The sequence below is a fragment of the Mycobacterium persicum genome (assembly GCF_002086915.1).
GTDB classification, from domain to species: domain Bacteria; phylum Actinomycetota; class Actinomycetes; order Mycobacteriales; family Mycobacteriaceae; genus Mycobacterium; species Mycobacterium persicum.
The window spans coordinates 3,836,502-3,862,510 of sequence record NZ_MWQA01000001.1; the positions used below are offsets into that span (position 1 = coordinate 3,836,502).

21 protein-coding genes and 1 pseudogene are annotated in these 26,009 nt (G+C 65.6%); 9 read left to right on the top strand and 13 right to left on the bottom strand.

All coding sequences use genetic code 11. The features are described 5' to 3' along the window. Positions 1–54: 54 nt before the first annotated feature. On the bottom strand, positions 55–1,782 hold the full coding sequence (locus B4U45_RS17495) for an N-acyl-D-amino-acid deacylase family protein (protein ID WP_219859469.1): 1,728 nt from the start codon (positions 1,780–1,782) through the stop codon (positions 55–57). 65 nt (positions 1,783–1,847) lie between these two features. On the opposite strand from B4U45_RS17495, the gene B4U45_RS17500 reads away from it, so the two are divergent. Both B4U45_RS17500 and B4U45_RS17505 read left to right on the top strand, forming a co-directional pair. After that, complete coding sequence (locus B4U45_RS17500) at positions 1,848–2,384, top strand: mycothiol transferase (RefSeq protein WP_075546256.1); 537 nt, start codon at positions 1,848–1,850, stop codon at positions 2,382–2,384. A 10-nt stretch (positions 2,385–2,394) separates the two neighbouring features. Further along, positions 2,395–3,252: a hypothetical protein gene (locus tag B4U45_RS17505; RefSeq protein WP_075546255.1), complete on the top strand. Its 858-nt coding sequence runs from the start codon at positions 2,395–2,397 to the stop codon at positions 3,250–3,252. 102 nt (positions 3,253–3,354) lie between these two features. Here B4U45_RS17505 and B4U45_RS17510 read toward each other — a convergent pair whose 3' ends face one another. From B4U45_RS17510 to B4U45_RS17545, 8 genes are read right to left on the bottom strand one after another with little or no spacing between them, the layout of a single operon-like run. Then, the gene (locus tag B4U45_RS17510) at positions 3,355–4,053 is read right to left on the bottom strand and encodes an anti-sigma factor (RefSeq protein WP_075546254.1); all 699 of its coding nucleotides are present in this window, start codon (positions 4,051–4,053) and stop codon (positions 3,355–3,357) included. Continuing rightward, positions 4,050–4,613, bottom strand: a complete 564-nt coding sequence (locus tag B4U45_RS17515) for a sigma-70 family RNA polymerase sigma factor (protein WP_075546321.1) — start codon at positions 4,611–4,613, stop codon at positions 4,050–4,052. Before B4U45_RS17515 ends, B4U45_RS17510 begins: the two co-directional genes overlap by 4 nt. Before the next feature lie 47 nt (positions 4,614–4,660). After that, entirely contained in the window at positions 4,661–5,431 is a 771-nt protein-coding gene (locus B4U45_RS17520; protein WP_075546320.1) for a DUF1295 domain-containing protein, read from the bottom strand. Positions 5,432–5,448: 17 nt separating this feature from the next. Further along, the gene (locus B4U45_RS17525; RefSeq protein WP_075546253.1) at positions 5,449–6,729 is read right to left on the bottom strand and encodes a class I SAM-dependent methyltransferase; all 1,281 of its coding nucleotides are present in this window, start codon (positions 6,727–6,729) and stop codon (positions 5,449–5,451) included. Then, positions 6,726–7,433 (bottom strand): DUF1365 domain-containing protein, encoded by a 708-nt coding sequence (locus B4U45_RS17530; protein ID WP_075546252.1) that lies wholly within the window; start codon positions 7,431–7,433, stop codon positions 6,726–6,728. Before B4U45_RS17530 ends, B4U45_RS17525 begins: the two co-directional genes overlap by 4 nt. Beyond that, positions 7,427–8,743, bottom strand: coding sequence for an NAD(P)/FAD-dependent oxidoreductase (locus B4U45_RS17535; protein WP_075546251.1), 1,317 nt, complete (start codon positions 8,741–8,743; stop codon positions 7,427–7,429). The genes B4U45_RS17530 and B4U45_RS17535 overlap by 7 nt, the downstream gene beginning before the upstream one ends. Positions 8,744–8,795: 52 nt before the next feature. Next, positions 8,796–11,702, bottom strand: coding sequence for an MMPL/RND family transporter (locus B4U45_RS17540; RefSeq protein WP_075546250.1), 2,907 nt, complete (start codon positions 11,700–11,702; stop codon positions 8,796–8,798). Then, entirely contained in the window at positions 11,699–12,118 is a 420-nt protein-coding gene (locus B4U45_RS17545; protein WP_075546249.1) for an MmpS family transport accessory protein, read from the bottom strand. The genes B4U45_RS17540 and B4U45_RS17545 overlap by 4 nt, the downstream gene beginning before the upstream one ends. Positions 12,119–12,455: 337 nt before the next feature. On the opposite strand from B4U45_RS17545, the gene B4U45_RS17550 reads away from it, so the two are divergent. The 3 genes from B4U45_RS17550 to B4U45_RS17560 all read left to right on the top strand — a co-directional run bounded on the left by B4U45_RS17550 (position 12,456) and on the right by B4U45_RS17560 (position 16,817). Further along, positions 12,456–13,142, top strand: coding sequence for a TetR/AcrR family transcriptional regulator (locus B4U45_RS17550; RefSeq protein ID WP_075546248.1), 687 nt, complete (start codon positions 12,456–12,458; stop codon positions 13,140–13,142). A 277-nt stretch (positions 13,143–13,419) separates the two neighbouring features. Further along, the gene (locus tag B4U45_RS17555; protein ID WP_075546319.1) at positions 13,420–13,842 is read left to right on the top strand and encodes an MmpS family transport accessory protein; all 423 of its coding nucleotides are present in this window, start codon (positions 13,420–13,422) and stop codon (positions 13,840–13,842) included. After that, positions 13,839–16,817 carry an MMPL/RND family transporter gene (locus B4U45_RS17560; RefSeq protein ID WP_082275322.1) on the top strand — a complete coding sequence of 993 codons (2,979 nt, stop codon included), beginning with the start codon at positions 13,839–13,841 and terminating at the stop codon, positions 16,815–16,817. Before B4U45_RS17555 ends, B4U45_RS17560 begins: the two co-directional genes overlap by 4 nt. A gap of 288 nt (positions 16,818–17,105) precedes the next feature. Here the strand turns inward: B4U45_RS17560 and B4U45_RS17565 are convergent. The 4 genes and pseudogenes from B4U45_RS17565 to B4U45_RS17580 all read right to left on the bottom strand — a co-directional run bounded on the left by B4U45_RS17565 (position 17,106) and on the right by B4U45_RS17580 (position 22,499). After that, a pseudogene (locus B4U45_RS17565) lies at positions 17,106–18,154 on the bottom strand (HNH endonuclease signature motif containing protein). 397 nt (positions 18,155–18,551) lie between these two features. Beyond that, complete coding sequence (locus B4U45_RS17570) at positions 18,552–19,001, bottom strand: DUF5078 domain-containing protein (protein ID WP_063472022.1); 450 nt, start codon at positions 18,999–19,001, stop codon at positions 18,552–18,554. A gap of 76 nt (positions 19,002–19,077) precedes the next feature. Continuing rightward, entirely contained in the window at positions 19,078–20,040 is a 963-nt protein-coding gene (locus tag B4U45_RS17575) for a crotonase/enoyl-CoA hydratase family protein (protein ID WP_075548165.1), read from the bottom strand. A 440-nt stretch (positions 20,041–20,480) separates the two neighbouring features. Next, positions 20,481–22,499 carry a prolyl oligopeptidase family serine peptidase gene (locus B4U45_RS17580; RefSeq protein WP_083154555.1) on the bottom strand — a complete coding sequence of 673 codons (2,019 nt, stop codon included), beginning with the start codon at positions 22,497–22,499 and terminating at the stop codon, positions 20,481–20,483. 65 nt (positions 22,500–22,564) lie between these two features. Here B4U45_RS17580 and exaC point away from each other — a divergent pair, with 65 nt between their 5' ends. From exaC to B4U45_RS17600, 4 genes are read left to right on the top strand one after another with little or no spacing between them, the layout of a single operon-like run. Then, positions 22,565–24,088, top strand: coding sequence for an acetaldehyde dehydrogenase ExaC (gene exaC, locus B4U45_RS17585; protein WP_083154557.1), 1,524 nt, complete (start codon positions 22,565–22,567; stop codon positions 24,086–24,088). 13 nt (positions 24,089–24,101) lie between these two features. Continuing rightward, entirely contained in the window at positions 24,102–24,590 is a 489-nt protein-coding gene (locus B4U45_RS17590) for a DUF779 domain-containing protein (protein ID WP_075548152.1), read from the top strand. Between the two features lie 20 nt (positions 24,591–24,610). Continuing rightward, the gene (locus B4U45_RS17595; RefSeq protein WP_082275522.1) at positions 24,611–24,889 is read left to right on the top strand and encodes a putative holin; all 279 of its coding nucleotides are present in this window, start codon (positions 24,611–24,613) and stop codon (positions 24,887–24,889) included. Beyond that, positions 24,882–25,448 carry a hypothetical protein gene (locus tag B4U45_RS17600; RefSeq protein ID WP_116671275.1) on the top strand — a complete coding sequence of 189 codons (567 nt, stop codon included), beginning with the start codon at positions 24,882–24,884 and terminating at the stop codon, positions 25,446–25,448. Before B4U45_RS17595 ends, B4U45_RS17600 begins: the two co-directional genes overlap by 8 nt. The last annotated feature ends 561 nt before the right edge of the window (positions 25,449–26,009 follow it).

Below are 26,009 nucleotides of genomic sequence, written 5' to 3' on the forward strand. Positions count from 1 at the left end.
TCGGCGCAGGAAAACTGCATATCCATACCCGGCGCACAGGAACCCCCTAAGTGCTCAGGCGGGGACCGGAGCGGACCGACGTCCGCGGACCAGCCTGCCGGGTCGGGCGGCGGTAGGCACCCCGTTCTCGGCGATCACCTCGCCCGAGACGACGGTCGCGACGTAGCCCTCGGCGGTCTGGTCCAAGCGCCGCCCGCCGGCGGGCAGGTCGTATCTGATGACCGGCTTGTGCAGCCGCAGCGCGCCGTGGGCGATGACATTGAGGTCGGCCTTGTAGCCGACGGCGATGCGTCCGCGGTCGGCCAGCCCGGCCACCCGGGCCGGAACAGAGGTGAGTTCCCGCACGGCCTCGGCCAGCGTGAACCGCCCGGATGCCCGGTCGCGCGCCCAGTGCGCCAGGAAATACGTCGAGTAGCTGGCGTCGCAGATCATGCCGTAGTGGGCGCCGCCGTCGCCGAGGCCGAGCACCACGTCGTCGCGGTGCAGCAGTTTGCCGACGGTGTCGAGCGAGTTGTTCTCCAGGTTGCTCGTGGCGACCAGCAGCATGGCGTGGCCGTCGTCGTCGAGCAGCCGGTCGTAGGCCTCTTCCATCGGGTTCACCCCCCGGGCCCGGGCCCGGGCCCCGATGCTGTCCGACGGATCCGGCTCGTAATCGGGGCTCTCGCCCAGCGGGAAGATCCAGTCCCAGGCCTGGGCCACATACAGGATCGGATGGCCGTGGCCGGGTTTGTCGGCCAGGATGCGGGCGCGCACCTCGGGCTTGCGCATCTCGGCGACCCGCTCGGCCAGCGGCAGATGCGCGATCTCCCGGTAGCTCGGGTACAGCACGAACGGGTTGGCGGACAGTTGCAGCCCGATGATCAGCCCGATCGGCCGCGGCAGCAGTTGCGCGGTGATGTCTCCCCCCACAGCGTTAGCCTTCTCGATCATGGTGATGGCGTCCGGCCAGGTCGGATCGCCGGTGTTGGCGACCACCAGCGTGAAGGTGACCGGCAGCCGTAAGTCCTCGGCGACGTCGAACACTAGCTGCAGAACCGGCTGATAGCCGCCGGCGGGAATGTCGGGCACGAACTGCAGCAGCCCGCCGCCGCCGTCGACCACACCCCTGGCGATCTCCTCGATCTCCTCCCGCGCGGCGTCGTAGCTGGGGATCGGCGAGCCGCTCTCGGTCTTGTGGATGGTCAGCCGCGACGACGCGAACCCCAGCGCGCCGGCCTCGATCGCCTCCTTGGCCAGGGCCCGCATCGCGGCCAGGTCTTGCCGGGTGGCCGGTTCGCGGTCGGCGCCGCGCTGCCCCATCACGTAAACCCGCAATGGAGAATGCGGCAGGTAGACGGCCACATCGATATCTCGGCTGCCCGCCTCGAGCGCATTCAGGTAGTCGGGAAACGTTTCCCAGGTCCACGGCAGGCCGTCGGTCATCACCACGCCGGGAATGTCCTCGACGCCGGCCATCACGTCGACGAGCACGTCGTGGTCCTGCTGGCGGCAGGGCGCGAAGCCGACCCCGCAGTTGCCCATCACCACCGTGGTCACGCCGTGCGCCGACGACGGTGTCAGCCGGTCCGACCAGATGGCCTGGCCGTCGTAGTGGGTATGCAGGTCGACGAAACCTGGGGTGACCAGCAGACCGGTCGCGTCGATCTCCCGCTTGGCGGATTCGTCGTTGACAACACCAACAACCCTGATGACGCCGTCCTGCACCGCGACGTCACCGACATACGGTTCGCCGCCCGACCCGTCGACGATGGTGCCGTTGCGGATGAGCAGGTCGTAGGTCATCTAATTAATTTACGACCGAGGCGGCGGGTGGTGCCAGGATCGTCCCCGTCCGTAAAGTCGCCGGTATGGCCAGCACCCCTGCCAACGATGCTGCGGCGGCGCGGGAGCTGCTGCGCGACGCGTTCACCCGCCTGATCGAACACGCCGACGACCTCACCCACGGCCTGACCGACGACATCGCCGCCTACCGGCCGACCGCGAGCGCCAACAGCATCGCCTGGTTGCTCTGGCACAGTGCCCGCGTCCAGGACATCCAGCTGGCTCACATCGCCGGCGTGGAGCAGGTGTGGACGCGCGACGGCTGGGTCGACCGGTTCGGTCTTGACCTACCGCGCGACGACACCGGCTACGGGCACAGCCCCGCCGATGTGGGCAAGGTGCGCGCACCGTCGGGCCTGCTGTCCGGTTACTACCACGCGGTGCACCAGCTCACCCTCGACTACGTCGCCGGTGTGACCGCGGCCGAGCTGTCGCGCATCGTGGACACCAACTGGGACCCGCCGGTGACCGCGAGCATGCGCTTGGTCAGCATCATCGACGACTGCGCACAACATCTCGGCCAGGCCGCCTACCTGCGTGGGATCGTGCCGCGGGCCCAGTAGGTTTCACGGCGTGCGATTCATTGCGACGGTGGTGTTGTGGCTGGCCACCACGGCCGCGCTGGCGGTGGCCGTGCCGGCGGCGTGGGCGCAGACCACGATCCTCGACGAGGACGGCTACGCCGCGCTGGCCCAGACTGCCGCCGCCGATCCCGTTCTGCAGTCCGCCATGGCGGCCGAACTCGCCACCCGCGCAACCGCGCTGATCGCCGAGCGCCGGGGGTCGAGCTATCCGAGCCATCCGGTCGACAGCTTGACCGTGCGCGATGCCGCCGCCGCATTCACCGCCGGCCCGGCGTTTCCGCCGCTGTTCGCCCAGGCAAACCGGGTCGCGCACCGCTGGTTGTTCGGCGAGCCGCGGTCCGGCCGCAGCGGTGACCAATGGGTGGTCGATCTGGCCCCGATGCTCAACGACAGTTCGATGCAGCAGGTGTTGAGCGGCTACCACGTCACGGTGCCGGCGACGCTGAAGGTTCCGCTGACGGTGTCGCTGCCTGAGTCGGTGCACCAGGGACAGCTGCGGCGGCTGGCGGTGTGGGGCCCGTGGGTCAGTATCGGCGCCGCAGCCTCGAGTGCCGGCTGCGCGTTGCTGATGCTGGCCACCGCGCGCCGCCGGGGCAAGGCGCTGACCAGCCTCGGCGTGTCGGGGCTGCTTGTCGGCGCCGCCGGCTGGGCGGGCATCGAGATCGGCAGTCGATATGTCGGCGACGCGCTCACTCGCACCACCGGCGATATCCGGCGGGTGGCCGACGTCATGGTCGCTGCGGCGGAGCGCAGCCTGCACCTGTGGCTGAACCTGACGCTGGCCGCCGGTGTGGCGCTGGTGGTGCTGGGCGTGCTGGCCGCGGTGCTGGGAAGCCTGTGGAAGTGACCGGAATTCATCGAGATTGCCGTGATGGTCGTGCTTCAGACCGCGAACGCAGCCGTGGGAGCAATGTCGGCGAATCCCGTCGGTGAACCCCGGCTCACCGTCTCAACGCAGCGGCAGCTCGGCCAAGATCGCGCCGGTCGGCCGCGTAGAACCGGTGCCCGGTTCGACGGTGAACGCCAGCGCGGTCGAGTTCCCCAGGTCGGTCAGCGTGGCCTTCGTCGACGGCGCCACCGCCGCCGGGCCCATGGTCCCCGCCGACGTCGGCCCGTTGGCGCCCAGCAGCCACATCTGATAAACGGTGCCCGGGGACGGCGGCGGCACGTTGTTCATCACCAGCACGCCGGCATTGCGGTCGTGGGAGAACATCACCGTGGCGGTCCCGTTGCCCAACGGGCGGGAGACCGTCCGCACATCCGGTGCGCCCAGGACCTGCTCGGCGACCGTGGGCGCCGCCGGCGGCCGCAGCACTGTCCCCAGGCCGAACGCGCCCAGTCCCACCACCACAGCGGCTGCGGATGCGAAAGCGGCCGTACGCCAACGTGATTGGCGGCGGCCGGCGGCTGGCTTGACGCTGTCCAGGACGGCTGTGCGCAGACGTTCCGGCGGTTCGGTGGCGGTCGTCGCCGACACGATCGCCATCGTCTCGCGAACCGCGCGGACTTCTTCGTTGAAGGCGGCCGTCACCGCCGACGGCGCGGCGGCGACCATTCGCTCGATGTCGACTCGCTCCTCGTCGGACATCGCATGCAACGCATACGGGATCGCCAGCTCCAACAGTCCGAAATCGGTCGGCTCGGTCATGACATACCCAGGCAGTTCCGCAGACCGCGCAGCGCGTCCCGCATGCGCGATTTGATCGTCGACAGGTTGGTGGCCAGCCGGTGCGACACCTCGGCGTATGTCAGGCCGCCGTAGTAGGCCAGTTCGATGCACTCCCGCTGCGCGTCGGTCAGCCCGCCCAGGCATGCGGCGACCCGGCGCCGCTCGTCACCGGCGATCGCGGAGTCGGCGACGACGTCGCTCGCCGGGTCGATATTGGCCACGCCGTAGCGTGACTCCCGCTGGCTGCCCGCTTGCTCGGCTCGCACCCGGTCGACGGCGCGCCGGTGTGCCATGGTCAGCAACCAGGCCAGCGGCGAGCCTTTGACGGCGTCGTACTCCGACGCCGTGCGCCACACCTCGAGATAGATCTCCTGCGTGGTTTCCTCGCTGTAGCCCGGGTCCCGCAACACCCGCGCCACCAATCCGTACACCCGGGTTTTGGTGTGGTCGTAGAACGTTGCGAACGCGTCGGGGTCGCCCCGCGCGATCTGGTGCAACAGGGCGCTGAGGTCGCTGCTCAGGCGTGGCGGTCCCGTCATCGACGGTAGCCTATCGTCAAGCAGCACCGAAATCGCCGGACTGGTCATCACTGACGCGCCGATCGCGGTGGCCGGGGCACGAAATACGCTGTCCGACGCTGGTATTCCCCGAATCCGGGACGGTTTTTCATGTACTTCTCGGTCAGCCGGGCCCCGCTCACGTCGACCAGGAAGTAGGTCATCAACAGCGGCGAGACCACCGTGAGCAGCGGCACCCAGCCGGTGATGGTGATCAGCCACAACCCCCACCAGACACAGGCGTCACCGAAGTAATTGGGGTGGCGGGTCCAGGCCCATAGGCCGCGGTCCATGATGGCCCCGCGATTGGCCGGGTCGGATTTGAAGACCCGCAACTGGCGGTCGCCGAGCGCTTCGAAGAAGACCCCGACCAGCCATACCGCCACGCCCAGACCGGTGACCACCAGCAATGGCTTGGGCGTGGCCCCGGTGATCGCCGACAGCTGCAGCGGAAAGGAGATGAACAGCGTCAGGAAGGCCTGCAGTACGAAGACCTTGCGCACCACCTGACCCGTGGTGGCACCGCGCAGCAGATCGGCGTAGCGGGGATCCTCACCCTTGCCGGCGGTCTTGCGGTACATGTGCCAGCTCAGCCGCAGACCCCACACCGTCACCAGCGCCAGCAGCAGCCACCGCCGGGCCGGGTCTCCGGTGCCCAATACCGCCGCCACGGCTGCTACCGCGATAAACCCAAGCCCCCAGGCGACGTCGACGACGTTGTAGCGGCCGAGCCACCTGCCGATCAGGAAGGTCGTCGAATGCACCACCGCCAGCGCCAGCGCCGAAGCGCCCGATACCAGGAAGATGTCGGCCTCGTTCACCGGTCATCCTTGCGCTCGAACGTCCACTGGACGACATCGAGGTACCCCGACCGGAATCCCGCCTCGGAGTAGGCCAGATAGAACTCCCACATCCGGGCGAATACCTCGTCGAAACCCAAGTGCGCCAACCGGTCTCGTCGCTCGACGAATCGCTCCCGCCACAGCCGCAGGGTCTCGGCGTAGTGCGGTCGCAGCGAGGCGGTGTCGACCGTGCGCAGGCTGGTGTGGCGCTCGGTGATCGCCGCGATGGCCTTCGTGGACGGCAACAGTCCGCCGGGGAAGATGTACTTCTGGATCCAGGTGCGGGTGTTGCGGGTGGCCAGCATCCGGTCGTGGGGCATGGTGATCGCCTGGATCGCCACTCGGCCGCCCGGGCGCACCAGCTGGTCCAGCGTTGCGAAATACGTTGGCCAGGAGCGGTATCCGACGGCCTCGATCATCTCGACCGAGAGTATCGCGTCATAAGGGTCATGCCCCGGCCGGGCGTCGCGGTAGTCGCACAGCTCGATCTGCACCCGAGGGGCCAGGCCCGCGGCGGCGACCCGCTGCCGCGCCAGCCGCTGCTGCTCCACCGATAACGTGACCGATCGCACCCGGGCCCCGCGGGCGGCCGCCCGGATGCACAGCTCGCCCCAGCCGGTGCCGATCTCGAGCACCCGGCTGCCCGGTCCGACACCGGCCAGGTCGAGCAGCCGATCGATCTTGCGCCGTTGGGCGGCAGCCAAATCGGGCCACGAGGCGGGAAGAGCGTCGAACAGCGCGGACGAATATGTCATGGTCTCGTCGAGGAACTCAGCGAACAGGTCGTTCGACAGATCATAGTGCTCGGCGACATTGCGGCGGGCCTGATCGCGGCTGGGACCGCGCCGCGTCGGCTCGAACGCTGGCGCCAGCGGACGCAGCCACTGCAGCGGGCCCGGCACCAGGTCGGCCACCGACTCGGCCAGGACCGTCAGCACCCTGGTGAGATCCTCCGACGACCAGTCACCGGCCAGGTAGGACTCGCCGAAGCCGATCAGGCCGTGCCGGCCGATCCGTCGTGCCAGCGCCTGCGGGCGGTGAACCGTCAGCGTCGCCGACGTGGCGTCGCCGGCGCCGATCGCCGTGCCGTCGGGGTAGACCAGTCGCAGCGGCAGTCGGGCGACCGCGCGACGCAACAGCCAGTCGGCGATGGCCGCCGACACCGCTGCGACCGGTCCCGACGGCACCGCGGTGACTGCCGGCCAGCGTTCGGAATCTATTGTGACCGAAGGCGTTCCGATCGTTTCGATGCTCATCGCGGTACCACTGGAACTCGACGTAACCACAGTGTGATCCCCTGTATCCGGATACGGGCGGCCACCACCAACGGGGCCAACGGTGAAATGCATTGCATGAGCACGACTTCTTTGGTTGTCGCGGGTCGTCGCGTCCCGCGAAGGTTCGCGATGAATACCGGGAAGGCCGGGTGGTTCTTGGCGTGTAGCGCCACCGTCACGTCCACTTCGTGGTCGGGCCGCGGTGCCCGCACCACGTAGCGCCCGTCGACGCCGTTGAACGGCGAGACATAGAACGTCTTGGCCGTCACCACGGGCCGATCGGCCGGCGGCAGCAGATACGCATGCCGTTCCCCGTAGGTGTTGTGCACTTCGGCCACCACGTGGCACACCCGGCCGTCACGGTCGTGACACCAATAGACGCTCAACGGGTTGAAGACATGCCCGAGCACGCGCGCCTGCAGCAACGCGGTGATCCGGCCGTCGGGAACAGCGACGCCGCGATCGGTGAAGAACGCCTCCAACCGGTCCCGCAGTGAACCGTGCGGCGTCCCGGTGAAGTGATCGTCGGCGCGAAATCGGGCGAACGTCCGCAGCCACCAGGGCAGCCGCGGCAGCTCGTCGACGTCGACATACCAGCTGTAGCTTCGGTATTCGAACGAGTGGTGCACCGGGGCGCGCCGCGAGTGCGTGATGGTGGTGCGGTAGATCGCCGGAGTCAGCATGGCACCACCACCTCCCTTCGGGTAGCGGCCGGCCAGTCCGCCCCGAGTCTGCGGGCCGCGCGCAGCCCGGAGGCGGCGCCGTCCTCGTGGAACCCCCAGCCGTGGTAGGCCCCGGCGAACACCACCCGATCGTCATCGAGGGTGGGCAATAAACATTGGGCCGCAACCGATTCCGGTGTGTACAGCGGATGGCTGTAGGTCATCTCGGCAAGCACCGAGCCCGGGTCCACCCGGTCATGGCCGCCGAGGGTGACCAGGAACCGGCGGTTGTGGTCGATGCGCATCAGCCTGCTGACGTCGTAGCTGACCACCACATGGTCGGCGCCCGGTGTCACCAGGTAGTTCCACGACGCGCGAGCGCCGGGGTGGCGCGGCAGCACCGACTCGTCGGTGTGCAGCTGGGCCCGGTTTGTCGAGTACGGAATGGCGCCGAGTACGTGGCGCTCCCAGGCGGTCGGCTGGTCGAGTAGCAGCAGGGCCTGGTCGGGATGCACGGCCACGACGGCCGCGTCGAACTCTCGCGGGGCGCCGTGACCGGCTCGGATCACCACGCCGCCGGCGACCCGGCGCAGCGAATGCACCGGTGCGTCCGTTGCCACCTCGGCCAGACGTGAGGCGATGGCCTGGACGTAGGTCGCCGAACCCCCGGTGACGGTGCGCCAGGTGGGCGATCCGAACACCGACAACATCCCGTGATGGTCGAGGAAGACGAACAGATACCTGGCCGGATAGCGCAACGCATCCGCACTCGCGCATGACCACACTGCGGCCACCAGGGGAGTGATGAAGTAGTCGACGAAAAACGACGAGAAACGGTGCCGTTTGAGGAACGCCGCCAATGTCTCTGGCTCATCGCCTGGTTCCGCGCGCAGCAGCCGGGAGGCGGCGCGGTGGAAGCGCAGGATCTCGGCGAGCATCAACAGGTAGCGCGGCCGCAGCGCTTGGCGGCACGCGAACAGGCCCCGGACGCCCAGTGCCCCGGCATATTCGAGGCCGATGTCGTCGGCGCGCACCGACATCGACATGTCCGATTCCTGGGTGGCCACCCCCAGTTCGTCGAACAGCCGGCACAGCGTCGGGTAGGTGCGGTCGTTGTGCACCAGGAACGCCGAGTCGACGGCCACCAGACGGTGACCGCCCGTCTCGCCGCCAGGATCGACGTAGTGGGTGTGGGCGTGTCCGCCGAGCCGGGTGTCGGCCTCGTACAAGGTGACTCGGTCACGTCCGGACAGCAGGTAGGCGGCGGTGAGGCCGGCGACGCCGCTGCCGATGACCGCTATCGAGCGTCCCGCGGGATGTCTTTGCTGCACATCAGGTATTCGGAACCGTCGGCAGCTCGGATGGGAGCGGAGCTAACCGACCCTAATGTTCACCGCTCATCGCCATCAGCCGGTCCGTTTGCGGCTCCTCCCCGGGACCCTTTGGTGCCGAACGGATTCGGGGCGGCCGGGAACGCACCTTCATCGGCCACCAGAACCAGCGTCCCAGTAGCGCGGCGATGGAGGGCGTCATGAACGAACGCACAATCAGCGTGTCGAACAGCAGACCCAGGCCGATGGTGGTGCCCACCTGGCCGATCACCCGCAGATCGCTGACGGCCATGGACGCCATGGTGAACGCGAACACCAGTCCGGCGTTGGTCACGACCTTGCCCGTGCCGCCCATCGCGCGAATGATGCCGGTGTTGAGCCCTGCGCCGATTTCCTCCTTGAACCGAGAAACCAGCAGCAGGTTGTAGTCAGATCCCACCGCCAGCAGCACGATGACGGACATGGCGAGCACCATGTAGTGCAATTCGATGCTGAGGATGTGCTGCCACAACAGCACCGACAGCCCGAAGGAGGCACCCAGCGACAGCGCCACCGTACCCACGATCACCGCCGCCGCGACGAACGCGCGGGTCAAGATCAGCATGATGATGAAAATCAGGCACAGCGAGGAAATCCCGGCGATCAGCAGGTCCCATTTAGCCCCGTCGGCGATGTCGTAGAAGACGGCCGCCGTCCCGGCCAGATAGATCTTGGCGTCCTCGAGCGGGGTTCCTTTGAGCGATTCTTCGGCCGCGGTGCGGATCGCATTGACGCTTGCGATTCCCTCGGGTGATTGCGGATCTCCCCGGTGCAAAATGATGAACCGGGCGGTGTGCCCGTCCGGGGACAGGAACGATTTCATGGCGCGCTGAAAGTCCTTGTTCTTGAAGACCTCTGGCGGCAGGTAGAACGAGTCGTCGTTCTTGGCGGCGTCGAACGCCTTGCCCATGGCGTTCGAGTTTTCGCTCATCTCGTTCATCTGGTCGTAGAAGCCGGCCATGGTGCTGTGCATGGTCAGCATCATGATCCGCATGCTCTCCATGCTGTCGATCATCGGCGGGAACGTCGCCAGCATCTGCGGCATCAGCCGGTCAATATTCTTGGTATCGGCTACCAGATCGCTGAGCTTCTCGTCAACCTGGTCGAGCCCGTCCAGCGCGTCGAATATCGACCTGAAGGACCAGCAGATGGGGATGTCGTAACAGTGCTTCTCCCAGTAGAAGTAGCTACGGATCGGGCGCCAGAAATCATCGAAGTCCGCGATATGGTCGCGCAGCTCGTTGGTGATCTGCTGCATCTGTTCGGTGTCGCCGACGATGCGGTGGGTGTTCTCGGCGAGCTGTGACATCAGGCTGTACATCTGCTTCATGATCGTGATGGTCTTGGCCATCTCGTCGGCCTGCTTGAGCATGTCATCGATCCGGTCACGCTGGTACTTCAGGGTCTGCACCTGACCGGCGTTTTGCATGCTGATCAGAAACGGGATCGACGTGTGGTCCATCGCTGTTCCATCGGGCCTGGTGATCGCCTGCACCCGGGATATTCCGGGAACCCGGAAGATTCCCTTGGCCAGTTTGTCGAGCACCAGAAAGTCCGCGGGATTTCGCATGTCGTGATCGGACTCGATCATCAACACATCGGGCTTCATCCGGGCCTGCGAGAAGTGGCGTTCCGCGGCGGTGAACCCTTGGTTGGCGGGAATGAAGTTGGGCAGGTAGGAGCGGTCGTTGTAGTTGGTCCGGTATCCGGGCAGCGCGAGCAGACCGACCAAAGCAACGGCGCAGGTGGCGGCGAGAACGGGCAGCGGCCACCGCACCACCACCGTGCCGACCCGGCGCCAGCCACGAACTTTGAGCAGCCGCTTGGGATCGAATAACCCGAATCGGCTGCCGACGGTCAGCACCGCGGGCCCCAGCGTCAGCGCCGCGAACACCGCGGCCAGCATGCCCACCGCACAAGGGATGCCGAGGGTTTCGAAGTAGGGCATCCGGGCGAACTTGAGGCAGAAGGTGGCGCCCGCGATCGTCAGGCCGGAGCCCAGGATGACGTGGGCGGTGCCGCGGTACATGGTGTAGAAGGCGGTTTCCCGGTCTTCCCCGGCCTGGCGCGCCTCCTGGTAGCGCCCGAAGATGAAGATGCCGTAGTCGGTGCCGGCGGCAATAGCCAGTGAGGTCAGCAGGCTGACCGCAAAGGTGGACAGTCCGATGGCCCCGGTGTGTCCGAGGAGCGCGACCACTCCCCGGGCCGCGGTCAACTCCACCCCGACGGTCAGCAACAGCATGACGACGGTGATCGGCGAGCGGTACACCACCAGCAGCATGATGAAGATCACCGCGACGGTGGTGATGGTGATCTTCATCATCGACTTGTCGCCGCTGTGGTGCATGTCCGCAACCATCGCCGCCGCACCGGTGACATACGTCGTCACCCCCGGCGGCGCCGGCGTGTCCGCGACGATCTTGCGCACCGCTTCGACGGACTCGTTGGCCAACGGCTCGCCTTGGTTGCCGGCGAGATTCAATTGGACGTAGGTGGCCTTGCCGTCGTTGCTTTGCGCCCCGGCTGCCGTCAGCGGATCTCCCCAGAAGTCCTGGACGCTCTGGACATGCTTGGTATCGGCTCGCAGTTTGCGGATGAGAACGTCGTAGTACTTGTGGGCCGCGTCGTCGAGTGGCTGTTTGCCCTCCAAGACGATCATGGCGACGCTGTCGGTGCTGCCTTCGTTGAACGCCTGGCCGATGTGCTTCATGGCCTGGTACGACGGCGCTTCCTTGGGGCTCAGCGACACCGAGCGCTCTTGCCCGACTTCTTCCAGCGACGGGACGAAAACGCTGAGCGCAACGCAGATCGCCAGCCAGCCGAGGATGATCGGCACCGCGAACGCGTGGATGATCCGCGCGATCAATGGCTTTTCGGCATGGGTGCCGGTGCCGGGGTCGTTTGCGTATTTGATGGTCACGCCGACTTCACCAGGCAGTAGGTGTAGGCATTGACCTCGTGCGAAACCTTCTCGGCCTTGACCACGCCGTCCACGGTGATCCGGCAACCGATGCTGTCGCTATCGCCTTGGGCCACAAGGTTTCCCATCACTGCCGCCAAGTTCGTGGTGAAGTGCAACGACCACGGTAGCACCGCTTGATCCACCCGTTGCGGGTCGGAATTGACATCGAAATAGCTGATGTCGGCGACCGTTCCGGGCGGGCCGAAGACTTCGTAGGTAATCTGTTTGGGGTTGAACGGTTTGCTGTCGAGGTTGCTGTCGGAATAGGACTCGCGCTTCTCGGATGCGAAGAAGCCGCGAATCCGGTGCACGGTGAACCCCCCGGCGATGACCACCGCCAGGATTACCAGCGCGATCCATGTCCGCGACAGCACCTTGAAGATCTCAAGTTCCTTTCGCCGGTTGGTATTTGCTACGGGCGAACCATACCCGCCCCTTCGAAGTCCTTCCCGAGCTTTTAACGACAGAGCACCGCGACGCGCCCGATCAGCCGCGGCGCACCCGATCAGCGACGCCGGTGGCCGCGACGAGCTACTCGTCGCGGGTCACCCTGAATCACCACGAGCCTGCCATTACTGTGCCTAGCCTTGCCTAAGTAAACCACTGCGCTGTGGGGCGCAACTCCTTCACCCCGCAGGGCCGCAGTGTAACGCATATCACGTGCGTAACGGCACGCTACCCGGTCGGCTTACCGCTCGCAAATCACGCGATGTGCGTTATCCTCTGCCAGTGGCGCAACTGACGTTCCGGCGCGCCCGCACCGAGGAGAACAAACGCCGGCGTGCCGCGGCGTTGATGGAAGCGGCGCGTTCGCTGGCATCCGAAACCGGAGTGGCGTCGGTGACCCTGACCGCCGTCGCCAACCGCGCCGGCATTCACTACTCGGCGGTGCGCCGCTATTTCACCTCCCACAAAGAGGTCCTGCTCCACCTCGCTGCCGAGGGTTGGGTGCGGTGGTCGAAGACGGTATGCGAGAGCTTGAGCGAACCCGGCCCGATGTCGCATTCCCGGGTGGCCGCGGCCCTGGCCGACGGCCTTGCCGCCGATCCGCTGTTCTGTGACCTGCTGGCCAATCTTCACCTGCACCTCGAACACGAGGTGGATGTCGACCGGGTGGTCGAGGTAAAGCGCACCAGCACCGCCGCGGTGATCGCGCTCGCTGACGCGATCGAGAATGCGCTGCCGGCGCTCGGGCGTTCGGGGGCGTTCGACATCCTGCTGGCTGCTTACTCGTTGGCGGCCACGCTGTGGCAGATTGCCAATCCGCCGGAGCGGCTCACCGACGCCTACGCCGAGGAGCCTGACGTGCTGCCGCCCGAGTGGAACCTCGATTTCGCCTCCGCCCTCACTCGGCTGCTCACCGCGACCTGTTTCGGCCTCACCGCCGAATGTTCCTGAGCCACCGAGGATGGAGAGTTTTCGTGAGCAGATCACAACCGGTTGCGACCGTCGCGTGGGCGAGGTTATGCGGCCCGCAACCGGTACGTTTAAGATACTTAGCGCAACAAATCATCGGGATGGGTTGTCACCTACACCGGCCGTTTCCGGCCGCCTCGGGTTTGCTTCCCGGATCCCTTCGACAAACCTGGCGCGCGCGATGGCTCGAGCGCCGCGACGCATGATCCCGGTCCCGGCGAGCGAAAGGTGATGGGTGGCAAAGATTTCGGTTGCCGGCGTGCTGAAGCGAGTGTGGATCCCCCTCGTCATCGTTGCCGTGGTCGCGGTGGCGGGTTTCAGCGTCCATCGCCTCCGTAGCTTTTTCGGCTATCAGGACAAGGGACCGATCACCAGCGGCATTGCCGATGACATCAAGCCGTTCAACCCCAAGCACGTCGTCTACGAGGTGTTCGGTCCGCCCGGGACCATTGCCAACATCAACTATTTGGACGTCAATGCGCAGCCCCAGCGGGTCAGTAACGTCCCGCTGCCCTGGACGCTTTCCGTCACCACCACGCTGGCTTCGGTGAGCGTCAACGTGGTGGCGCAGGGCAACAGCGATCAGATCGGTTGCCGCATCATCGTCAACGGCGAAGTCAAGGACGAAAGGTCCGAGAACGAAGTGAACGCCCAAACCTTTTGCCTGGTGAAATCGGCATGAGCGAGATCCAGACGACCACCGAAAGCAGTCCCGCGGATCAAACCCGAAGCGGGTCCGGGAAACGGCCCTCGTTTGCCCGGGTAATTCACCGCCTTGCGGTGCCGATCGTGCTGGTCTGGATCGGACTTGTCGTCGTTCTGAGTATTTTCGTACCGTCGCTGGAACAGGTCGGCAAAGACCACACCGTCTCGTTGAGCCCCAATGACGCCGAGTCGATGGTCGCGATGAAGCGCGTCGGCAAGGTTTTTCACGAATTCAACACCGACAGCTCGGTGATGATCGTGCTGGAAGGCGACAAGCCACTCGACGACGCCGCCCACCACTATTACGACGAACTGATCCGCAGACTTTCCGCCGACACCAAACACGTTCAGCACATCCAGGATTTCTGGGGCGACCCGCTGACGGCGGCCGGTTCACAGAGCCCCGACGGCAAGGCGGCCTACGTCCAGCTGAACCTGGCCGGTAACCAGGGCGAGTCGCTGGCCAACGAATCCGTCGAAGCGGTGCGCAAGATCGTCGACAGCGTTCCGGCCCCGCCGGGTGTCAAGGCATATGTCACCGGCGCGGCCGCGCTCACCGCCGATCAGTCCACGTCCGGCGACAAAGGCGTCAAGAAAGTCACGATGATCACCTTTCTGGTGATCATCGTGATGCTGCTTTTCGTATACCGATCCATTGTCCAGGTGCTGCTGGTCCTGGTGATGGTCGGAATCGAGTTGATGGCGGCCCGGCAAGTCGTTGCTTTCCTGGGGCACTACAACATCATCGGGCTTTCCACCTTCGCGGTTAATCTGCTGGTGCTGATGGCGATCGCGGCCGGCACCGACTATGCGATATTCGTGCTCGGTCGGTATCAAGAGGCGCGCGGTCTCGGTGAGGACCGGGAAAAGGCGTTCTACACAATGTTCCACGGAACCGCACATGTCGTCCTCGGCTCCGGTCTGACGATCGCCGGTGCGATGTATTGCCTCAGCTTCACCCGCCTTCCCTATTTCCAAACTCTGGGCGCCCCATGCGCAATAGGAATGCTGGTAGCGGTGCTGGCCGCGCTCACCCTCGGTCCGGCCGTGCTGGTAGTCGGCAGTTACTTCAAGATCTTCGACCCCAAGCGCAAGATGCGGACCCGCGGCTGGCGGCGGGTAGGTACCGCGATCGTGCGCTGGCCCGGACCGATCCTGGCCGTGTCTATCGCGATCGCCCTGATCGGGCTGCTCGCGCTGCCGGGGTACAAGACGAATTACGACAGCAAGAAGTATCTGCCGCCCTGGACCCCCGCGAATGTGGGTTACGCAGCTGCCGACCGGCATTTCTCCCAGGCGAGGATGAACCCGGAGCTGCTCTTGGTGGAGACCGATCACGATATGCGCAATTCGGCCGACATGCTGGTCATCGACCGGATAGCCAAAGCGGTCTTTCACGTGCCAGGTATCGGACGTGTGCAGGCGATAACCCGGCCGTTGGGCAGGCCGATCGAGCACACCTCGATTCCGTTCCAGATCAGCATGCAAAGCACGGTTCAGGTCGAGAACATGCAGTACATGAAGCAGCGGATGGCCGACATGCTGACGCAGGCAGACGCGATGCAGCAGTCGATCGACACCATGCAGCGCATGTACGACATCATGGCTCAGACGGTGAAAGTCACCCACAACATGGACACGCTGACCCATGAAATGGTTGAGATCACCAACCAATTGCGGGACCACATCGCCGATTTCGACGATTTCTGGCGGCCGATTCGCAGTTACTTCTATTGGGAACGACACTGCTACGACATTCCGATCTGCTGGTCGCTCCGGTCGATATTCGATGCGCTGGACGGCCTTGACCAGATCGACGAGAAGTTGGCGGAGCTCTCCGGCAACTTGGACCAATTGGACGTGTTGATGCCGCAGATGCTTGCTCAGCTGCCGCCGCAGATCGCGACGATGAAGACGATGAAGACGATGATGCTGACCATGCACAGCTCGATGTCGTCGCTGTATGACCAGATGGACGAGATGAGCAAGAATTCGACGGCGATGGGGCAGGCTTTCGACGCGTCGCGCAACGACGACTCCTTCTATATTCCGCCGGAGGTTTTCGACAACCCCGACTTCAAGCGGGGTCTGAAGATGTTCCTGTCACCAGACGGGCACGCGGTCCGCTTCATCATCTCCCACGAAGGTGATCCGGCTACCCCCGAAGGCATCTCGCACGTCGAGCCGATCCTGAAGGCGGCCAAGGAGGCGGTCAAGGGGACTCCGCTGGAGGGCGCCAAGATCTATCTGGGTGGAACGGCCGCGGTCTTCAAGGATATGCGCGACGGTTCCAAATGGGATCTCATGATTGCCGGAATCGCCGCCGCCAGTCTGATTTTCATCATCATGCTGATCATCACACGAAGTGTGGTGGCGGCGTTCACCATCGTCGGCACGGTGCTGCTGTCGTTGGGTGCCTCGTTCGGGCTTTCTGTTCTGGTCTGGCAGGACATTCTCGGTTTCGAATTGCACTGGATGGTGCTGGCGATGTCGGTCATCCTGCTGTTGGCCGTCGGATCGGACTACAACCTGCTGCTGGTATCGCGCTTCAAGGAAGAAATCGGCGCCGGAATAAAGACCGGGATCATCCGGTCGATGGCCGGCACCGGCGCCGTCGTGACATCTGCGGGCCTGGTCTTCGCCGCCACCATGGCCTCGTTCATCTTCAGCGACTTGAAGGTGATCGGACAGGTTGGTACGACGATCGCGCTGGGTCTGTTGTTCGACACGCTGATCGTGCGGTCATTCATGATGCCGTCCGTGGCCGCGCTGATGGGCCGCTGGTTCTGGTGGCCGCAGCGAGTGCGGACCCGGCCGGCCAGTCAGCTACTTCGGCCTTACGGCCCGCGCCCGTTGGTTCGTGCGTTGTTGCTGCCCCGCGATGGTAAATCCGTCGGCCCATCCGGAACCGCGGACACCGATCGATTCCCGGTGAGCACCCCGCACTACTGACGCGGGACGCGAACGTTCAGCTGCCCGATGGGCAGGTCCCGATCAATCGCCTTGAGCCGCAAGCGAGATCTACGTGTGCGCGGAGAAGCGCGAGTGCGCGTGGTGCTGCTCCGACTTGGCTCACGTTAGTGCGCACGTCGTCGCGGGATCGTGGGCGTTGGGGTGTGGGTGTGGTCGTCGGCCTTGATTGTTGGCGATGGCCGTGGGTGTATCGCGAACGAGTTTCTTGATGTGCCAACCCGTTTAACCTCCGATCCGGTGCTGACAATGACCGGGCCGGCCACCAACTCAGTTGTCTGGTGGTGCTGGTGGTGGGGTTGGAAGGGGTCGTCCCACCACCAGTCGGCGCGTTCGCCGGTGGGCCCGGGATAGGCCGCGACAGCGGGCGGGGGTTGGGTGGGTGGGCGTGCCAGCGATGCTGCGCTGAGTTGTCGGCCGCAGGTGTCGGTGATGCTGAGATTGGCGGCGGGGCCGGTGATGGTGATGACGCCGCGGTGGTGGCTGCGGTGGTGATAGGGGCAAAGCAGTACCAGGTTGTCCAGTTCGGTGGCGCCGCTGTCTTCCCAATGGCGTCGGTGGTGGGCGTGTAGGCCGCGGGTGGCCCCGCACCCGGGTACTGCGCAGGTTTGGTCGCGGTGCTCCAGGGCGCGGTGCAGCCGGCGGTTGATCACGCGGGTCGCCCGCCCGGCGCCGAGGAGCTGGCCGTCGCGTTCGAACCAGGCTTCGCAGGTGGCATCGCAGCTGAGGTAGCGGCGCTCGGCGTCAGACAGCAGCGGACCCAGATGCAGTGCGGCGATGCGGTCCTTGACATCGACGTGCACCACCACCGTGGTGTGTTGGCCGTGGGGGCGGCGGGTCGCCTCGGCGTCCCAGCCGGTCTCGACCAGCCGCAGGAACGCCTCGACGGTGCTCGGCACCGGCGGCGCGGTATCTGAGGCGCCCGCGGCGGTGTCGTGGTCGTGTTTTCACTCGGCGATCAGCGCCTCACGATGAGAGGCCAGCGCGGCGTCGAACTTCGCCGCGTCGTCATGGGCAAGTCTGATCCCTTCCCGCATGCCCGCCACACACCGGTGGAACTCCTCGAGCCGGCCCGCCACCGTGGTGATCGTGTGGGCGTTGGTCGACGACGAGCCGAGCTTCCAGGCCAGCAACGCCGCCACCGACCGCGCACCCGTCATTCCGCACAGCTCGTCGCGATCCATCTCCGCGGCGATCTCCACGATGCGCCCATCAATCGCATTGCGCTGACCGGCCAACTCCGACAACTCCGCAAACAACACCTCAAGGTGCTCCGTCGGCAGCATGGGCGCACAGCCCAACGACGCGGCCGAAGACATAACCCCATCATCGCAGCCGGGTCTGACATTGATGATGAAACAGCGTTACCGCGCAGGTCGTGACCCTGAGTCTGGCCGCCGCCCTACTGGGCTGTCCTTCACTTGATCTGCCCGGCCCGCGTGGTGCGCGTCTTGAGCACGCCGGACTTGACCTAATCAGGAGCCCGGCCGTTCCTCATCAACGGCTTGTCTGCCCGCCCTGGCCGGTGTGAACCCCCACCTCAACGCTCGTCAGAAGGCACACCACCACCTTGGCGGAATCAGTGCTCATCGTCGCCGGCACGCACACCCACGCCGACACCCTCCACGTCGCCGCCATCACCATGACCGGCGCCGCGGTCGAAGACCGGGAGTTCCCCGACCGTCGCGCACCGCCGATCTCGACGCACGCCGGTGCCTACCCCCAGTTCCACACCGACATATCGCCGGGCGGGTATTGGTTGCACACCTCGGTGGACTTGGCGACAACGCCCTTGTTGTTGAAGAAGATCTTCATGTGGTTGCGCCAGCCCCACCACAGGGGATCGATGGAATCGTAGAAGTGCTCGGAGTAATCCCGGCGGTCCGCCGGTGACAACGAGAAGAACCAGTGCACCTTGTCCTGGGTAGCCTGCTGGTATTGAGCATGGTTGTTGTAGTCGATCATGTACCGCTCGTAGTACACCGGGCTGGTGTCCCTGGTGGCCGCGAGTATTTGTTCGGCATCGCAGGTGGTGGCGATTATCCGGCGAGGAATCGGAAAGTCTTCCGTGGAATCGGCCGTAGCGGTGCTCGGAACAGCCACTGCGGCGACACCCAACGCGAGGAAAACAACGCCTGCGCGCAGGCGAGAACTCAGCCGAGACATAGTTGTTACGGTAACACTTTTCGGCTCCCGGCATAGCGTCGACCGTCACCTTCGGTCATATTCCTAGCCCAGCTCACTATGCAGTGTCATCAGGGATGATGACGTGGTTCGGGTCGGGCTGCAGCTCCGGAGGGGCTTGACTGTAGTCGCCGAACGGGCCGTCGCGGCGCTCGACCGCTGCCCGCACCCCCTGGGTTTGGGCGGTCGTGATGAAGTCCAACGCCTCGGGGGTGTTGCGCATCAGGCCATCGAGAATGCCGCCCAACGTCTGGGTGGACGCCAGTCCCATGTTTTCGTAGGCCTGGTTGACGATCAGCTTCTGGGCCTGCAATTGCGACAACGGGATTCGTGCCAGCTCGGTGGCGATCTCGGCGACTCGCGCCTCGAGCCGTTCGAAGGGCACCGCCTCGTTGATCAGCTCGACCTTGGCGGCCTGGACACCGGTCAACGGCCGGCCGGTCAGCGCATGCCACTTGACCTTGGCCAGGCTCAGGCGGTACAGCCACATCCCGCTCAAATAAGCCCCCCACATGCGGCTGTAGGGTGTCCCGATCACGGCGTCCTCGCTGGCGATCACGATGTCGGCGCACAACGCATAGTCGCTGGCGCCGCCCACGCACCAGCCGTGTACCTGCGCGATCACCGGCTTCGACGCCCGCCAGATGGCCATGAACTTGTGCGTTGGACCGGTCTCACGGGCGCTGACCATGGCGAAATCCTTACCCGGATCCCACTTGCCGCCGGTCATCATGGCCTCACCCCAGTGCTGGAAACCGCCGCCGAAGTCGTAACCACCGGAGAAGGCGCGTCCGGCGCCGCGCAGCACGATGACCTTGATGTCTCGGTCGCGCTCGGCCAGCCCGACAGCTGCCTCGATCTCGTCGGGCATGGGCGGGACGATCGTGTTGAGGTGTTCCGGGCGATTCAACGTGATGGTGGCGACTGGGCCGGCTGCCGAGTAGAGCAGCGTTTCGAAGTCCGGTATCGACCGGGGACTAGGTGAGGGACTAGACGGGGGACTAGGCCGGGAAGTAGGCATAGCCGAAGCGAAGCCGCTGGGGGACTTCAGTGTCAAGGGTGCGCCATTGCGAGGCGCACGGGACGTCTTGTGTTTCTTGCGCTTCCGTGCCATGCCCGGATCGCCGTTTGAGCAGTCACGGATCAGCAGGGCGACGGCCAGGGCGGCTGACGCTGCCCATACGTATTTCTCGTGGCGCTGGAAATCCGCGTAGATCGCCCCGATAGTAGTCACCGACCAACACCCGTAGGGCGACCCACGCGGCGCCCCCGAGGGTGTTGAACGCCGAAAACGCCACCACCCCAGGTGGGCCGCCCCGGCAACGATCCCGTTGGCCTGGCGCAGCCCGTCGATGAACCGCGCACCGACCACCACGACGGCGCCGCGTCCGGAGAAGAAACGCTCGGCCGCGGCCCGAAGATGCCTGGTGCTAGACGTCCGCTCCTGACCCGCTGACAGGGTTACCGGCTCTCGCCCAGCATCCGGTGCAGGAAGGAGTAACTCAACGCCGACTTGAACGCCAGCTGCTCGTTGTCGGCCGCGCCGGCGTGCCCGCCCTCGATGTTCTCGTAGTACCAGACTTGATGGCCGGCGGCCTCCAGGGCGGCCGTCATCTTGCGGGCGTGGCCCGGGTGGACGCGGTCGTCGCGGGTGGAGGTGGTAATGAGCACCGGCGGGTACTTCCGGTCCGCCGAAATATTCTGGTACGGCGAATATTCGGAGATGAATTTCCAGTCGTCGGGATTGTCGGGGTCGCCGTATTCGGCCATCCAGGAGGCTCCCGCCAGCAACAGGTGATAGCGCTTCATGTCCAGCAGTGGCACATCGCAGACCAGCGCGCCGAACCTCTCCGGGTACTTGGTGAGCATGATGCCCATCAGCAGCCCGCCGTTGCTGCCGCCCCGGGCACCGAGCTGCTCGACCGTGGTGAGCTCCCGTCTCACCAAATCCGTTGCAACTGAGGCGAAGTCCTCGGCAACCTTGTGCCGGTCAGCGCGCATCGCCTGGGTGTGCCAGCCAGGTCCGTACTCGCCGCCGCCGCGGATATTGGCCAGCACGTAGGTGCCGCCGCGGGCCAGCCACAACCGGCCCAGCACGCCGTCGTATGCGGGCGTTCTGGACGTCTCGAAGCCGCCGTAGCCGCTCAGCAGCGTGGGACCGGGTCCGTCGGCGGCCACGGGCCGCACCACGAAATACGGAATGGCCGTCCCGTCGTCGGACTCGGTGAAATACTGCGCCACCGTGAGGTTTTCGGCATCGAAGAAGGCGGGCGCGGACTTGATCGGGGCGAGTTGTCCGTCGTCGGTGCCGCGCAGCAGTCGCGACGGCGTGTCGAATCCGCTGGAATCGAGGAAAAACTCGTCGCCGTGGTTGTCGGCGGTGACGACGACGGTGTGGGTCGCCGCGGGGATGCCCGCCAACCCTTGTCGCTGCCAGCTGCCTGGGGTGGCGATTTCGACGCGGCTGGCGACGTCGGCGAGGGTCACGATCAGCAGCCGGTCGCGGGTCCACAGGTACTGATGCAGGGCGGTATGCGGGTCGGGTTCGAATACCACACGCAATTGCGCTGTGCCGGCAAGGAATTCGTCGTAGTCCGCGGCCAGCAGCGCGCCCGCGGGGTAGGTGGTGGCGGCTACCGTCCAGTCGGTGCGCAGTTCGATCAGCAGCCATTCGCGGTGCACGGACACGCTGGCGTCGGTGGGCGCATCGATGCGGATCAGCTCTGCGCCGCGCAGCTCGTAGACCTCGTCGTTCCAGAAGTCGAGTGCCCGCGCAATCATGGTGCGCTCGAAGCCGGGGGTGCGATCCACCGATGCCATGACGCGGACGTCGGCACGGGCGCCCTCGAACACCGTCTCCGCCTCGGCTAGCGGGGTGCCCCGGCGCCATCTCTTGACGACGCGAGGGTAGCCGGATTCGGTGAGGGAATCAGCGCCGAAGTCGGTGCCCACCAGCACGGTATCCGGGTCTTGCCAGGAGATCTGGGACTTGGCTTCCGGAAGCTCGAATCCGCCGTCGACGAATTGGCGTGTCCGCATGTCAAATTCACGCACCACGGATGCGTCCGAGCCGCCGGGCGACAGACCGATCAGCGCGCGAGTGTGGTCGGGTTCGATGACGCCGGCGCCGGCCCACACCCATTTCTGGTCGTCCGCTCGTCCGAGTTCGTCGACATCGATCAGCACGTCCCATTCCGGGTTGTCGGCGCGGTAGCTGTCCAGCGTTGTGCGCCGCCACAGCCCGCGCGGGTTGGCGGCGTCGCGCCAGAAGTTGTAGAGGTAGTCGCCGCGGCGCACCACGTAGGGGATCCGGGTATCGGTGTCGAGCACCTCGAGCGCCTCGGCCCGCATCCGTTCGAAATCGCCGCCACAGAACCGGGTCAGCGTCGGCTCGTTGCGTGCGCGCACCCAGTCCAGTGCGTTCTCGCCGGTGACGTCTTCAAGCCACAGGTGCGGGTCGTCGGGCGCCTCAGATGTCATGGAAGCCATTCTTGCCCCGGCGGTAGTGTGAGCTGTATTACATGATCTAGCGAGGAGCCGAAAAGATGACCGTCTTTGCACGTCCGGGTTCCGCCGGTGCGCTGATGTCGTATGAATCCCGGTACGAGAACTTCATCGGCGGCGAATGGGTCGCACCCGCCCAGCGCCGCTACTTCGAAAACTTGACGCCGGTGACCGGCCAGCCGTTCTGTGAGATACCGCGGTCCGACGAGGCCGACGTCGACAAGGCGCTCGACGCCGCGCACGCCGCGGCGCCGGGGTGGGGCAAGACCGCGCCCGCCGCGCGGGCGGCGATCCTGAACAAGATTGCCGACCGCATCGACGAACACCGGGCCGCGCTGGCGGTGGCCGAAGTGTGGGACAACGGCAAACCGGTCAGGGAGGCGCTGGCTGCCGACATTCCGCTGGCCGCAGACCATTTCCGGTATTTCGCCGCGGCGATCCGCGCCCAGGAGGGCACGCTTTCCCAGATCGACGAGAACACTGTCGCCTACCACTTCCACGAGCCGCTGGGAGTGGTCGGCCAGATCATTCCGTGGAACTTCCCCGTCCTGATGGGCGCCTGGAAATTGGCGCCGGCGCTGGCCGCCGGCAACACCGTGGTGCTCAAGCCGGCCGAGCAGACCCCGGCATCAATCCTGTACCTGATGTCGCTGATCGCTGACCTGCTGCCGCCGGGGGTGGTCAACGTGGTCAACGGATTCGGCTTCGAGGCCGGTAAACCGTTGGCGTCCAGCAACCGGATCGCCAAGGTGGCCTTCACCGGCGAGACCACGACCGGTCGGCTGATCATGCAATATGCCTCGCAGAACCTGATTCCGGTCACCCTGGAACTCGGCGGCAAGAGCCCCAACATCTTCTTCTCCGACGTGATGGCGGCCAACGACGATTTCCAGGACAAGGCGCTGGAGGGTTTCACGATGTTCGCCCTCAACCAGGGCGAGGTGTGTACCTGCCCGTCGCGCAGCCTGATCCAGGCCGACATCTACGACGAGTTCCTGGAACTGGCGGCGATCCGGACCAAGGCGGTTCGGCAAGGTGACCCGCTGAACACCGAGACGATGCTGGGCTCTCAGGCCTCCAACGACCAGCTCGAGAAGATCTTGTCCTACATCGAAATCGGCAAGGAGGAGGGCGCCAAGCTCATCACCGGCGGTGAGCGTGCCGACCTCGGTGGTGACTTGGCCGGCGGGTTCTACCTGCAGCCCACCATCTTCGCCGGCAACAACGCGATGCGGATCTTCCAGGAGGAGATCTTCGGGCCGGTGGTGGCGGTCGCGTCGTTCACCGACTACGACGACGCGATCGGCATCGCCAACGACACCCTCTACGGTCTGGGAGCTGGTGTGTGGAGCCGCGACGGCAATACCGCCTACCGGGCCGGGCGCGACATCAAAGCCGGGCGGGTGTGGGTCAACTGCTACCACGTCTATCCACCGCACGCGGCGTTCGGCGGCTACAAGCTGTCCGGCTTCGGCCGCGAGTGCCACAAGATGGCGCTCGAGCACTACCAGCAGACCAAGAACCTGATGGTGTCCTATTCCGACAAGGCGCTGGGATTGTTCTGATGCTCGGGCTGTCATGAACCCGCCCAGCCGTGCGGTCATCACCGCGCCGGCCGCCGAGTTGTTGGCCCGGCTGCACGAGCAGCACGGTCCGCTGATGTTTCACCAGTCCGGCGGCTGCTGCGACGGGTCCTCGCCGATGTGCTACCCGCAAGGGGACTTCCTCGTCGGTGACCGCGACGTCCTGCTCGGGGTGCTCGATGTGACGGAACCGGGCGTGCCGGTATGGATCTCGGGTCCGCAGTACCAGGCTCAATATCGAGAGCAGCACACCCAACTGGTTATCGACGTGGTACCGGGCCGCGGCAGCGGGTTCAGCCTGGAAGCCCCCGAGGGCGTGCGCTTCCTCAGTCGCGGCCGGGTTTTCAGCGACGAAGAGAAGGCCCAGGTCGAAGCTGTTCCAGTGATCACCGGCCTGGCGTACGCACGGGGTGAGCGGCCGCCGGTACGTGGCGAGGTTGTCGCCGACAACGCGCCGGGAGCGTGCCGGGCCACCGGGGCGTGACCGCAGTAAGGTCGTACAACGTGATTCCCCTTCCACGTGCGCGGCTACTGACGAGCGCCATGCTGGTTGGCAACGCGGTCGGCTTGCTGGCCGGAGTGGCGGGAACAGTCCTGGTTCATACGCCGCTGCGGCCGGACATCGTCATTGCGCTGGTGGTCGCGATTCCCAGCGTGCTCGGGCTGGCGATCATTCTGTTTTCCGGGCGCCGTTGGGTAACGACGCTGGGCGCCTTCATCCTCGCGCTGGCGCCGGGCTGGTTCGGTGTGCTGGTGGCGATCGAGGTGGCAACCGGTGGCTGACAAAGAGGCTGACCAGGATCACGTTTCGGACCCTGGGACGGCACCGTTCGTGCCCGATTTCGACACCGGCTCGCAGCCCTTACCCCTGTTGGCCGCCCACGCGGAGAAGGCTGACTCGGCGACGCAGCCCAAGGAGGAACCTGAAAGCCCGTCCTCGGCCCCGCCTGTCGCGGAAGCGCCCGCCGATGCGTCGACGGGCGAGCCGGCTGCCGCACCGGTGCAGGTGCCCGGCCGCTACCAGTACCTGAAGTGGTGGAAGTTGCTGCTGGTCATCCTCGGCGTGTGGTTTGGCACGGCCGAAATCGGGCTGAGTCTGTTCTATTGGTGGTATCACACGCTGGACAAGACGGCGGCCGTCTTTGTCGTCCTGGTTTATGTGGTCGCGTGCACCGTGGGCGGCTTGATTCTGTCGATGGTGCAGGGCCGGCCCATGATCGCGGCAATGTCAATCGGGGTGATGTCGGGGCCGTTTGCCTCGGTCGCCGCGGCGGCACCGCTGTACGGCTATTACTACTGCGAGCGGGTGGGCCACTGTCTGGTCGGCGTCATTCCGTATTAAAGCGTGTCGAACAACTCTGACGAATGTCTGCACCGCCCTTCCCGGGGCGTCGTCGGTTCAGGCCGCCGGGGCGGTGTGAACGTCGGTTTCCGTGTATTTCGGGCTGGTTTCATCAACGTGAGGGTGTCCCGTTGGCGGACATTGGTGGCCGGCCGCTCCCCCGCAAGCGGGCGGTACCCCCAGTTTGGGGGTCCGAGGTTCGGCGGGGCTCGTGAGGGGTGTGGCTGGATCAGATGGGGCGCCGCGTGTGTGCCTGTCGGCGGTATGCCCACATCCGTAGGTGGACACCCGATCTGCCAGTGTCATCGCAGTGTCGACTACCCGCGCATTCGGGGCATAGGAGGGTCGAGGGATACCATGTCAGCCGCGGCCCGCTCTCGAGCTGCACCATCCCCGCCGCGCCGGCTGTGAAGATCACATCCGGGGTCCGCCAACGACCCCGGCCCGCCAACCTACCACTGCACTGATTCGACCAAGAACAGATCTGGCGCGCGCCGGTGATCTGACCGCCCCGCAACCGAAAAATCGGCCGGCCAGCCCCCGCCTTCCGTCGTCATCAAA

Coding starts and splice junctions, on each gene's coding strand:
- B4U45_RS17495 (WP_219859469.1), bottom strand. CDS start 1,782: ATGACCTACGACCTGCTCATCCGCAACGGCACCATCGTCGACGGGTCG.
- B4U45_RS17500 (WP_075546256.1), top strand. CDS start 1,848: ATGGCCAGCACCCCTGCCAACGATGCTGCGGCGGCGCGGGAGCTGCTG.
- B4U45_RS17510 (WP_075546254.1), bottom strand. CDS start 4,053: ATGACCGAGCCGACCGATTTCGGACTGTTGGAGCTGGCGATCCCGTAT.
- B4U45_RS17515 (WP_075546321.1), bottom strand. CDS start 4,613: ATGACGGGACCGCCACGCCTGAGCAGCGACCTCAGCGCCCTGTTGCAC.
- B4U45_RS17525 (WP_075546253.1), bottom strand. CDS start 6,729: ATGAGCATCGAAACGATCGGAACGCCTTCGGTCACAATAGATTCCGAA.
- B4U45_RS17530 (WP_075546252.1), bottom strand. CDS start 7,433: ATGCTGACTCCGGCGATCTACCGCACCACCATCACGCACTCGCGGCGC.
- B4U45_RS17560 (WP_082275322.1), top strand. CDS start 13,839: ATGAGCGAGATCCAGACGACCACCGAAAGCAGTCCCGCGGATCAAACC.
- B4U45_RS17570 (WP_063472022.1), bottom strand. CDS start 19,001: ATGTCTCGGCTGAGTTCTCGCCTGCGCGCAGGCGTTGTTTTCCTCGCG.
- B4U45_RS17575 (WP_075548165.1), bottom strand. CDS start 20,040: ATGCCTACTTCCCGGCCTAGTCCCCCGTCTAGTCCCTCACCTAGTCCC.
- B4U45_RS17580 (WP_083154555.1), bottom strand. CDS start 22,499: ATGACATCTGAGGCGCCCGACGACCCGCACCTGTGGCTTGAAGACGTC.
- exaC (WP_083154557.1), top strand. CDS start 22,565: ATGACCGTCTTTGCACGTCCGGGTTCCGCCGGTGCGCTGATGTCGTAT.
- B4U45_RS17590 (WP_075548152.1), top strand. CDS start 24,102: ATGAACCCGCCCAGCCGTGCGGTCATCACCGCGCCGGCCGCCGAGTTG.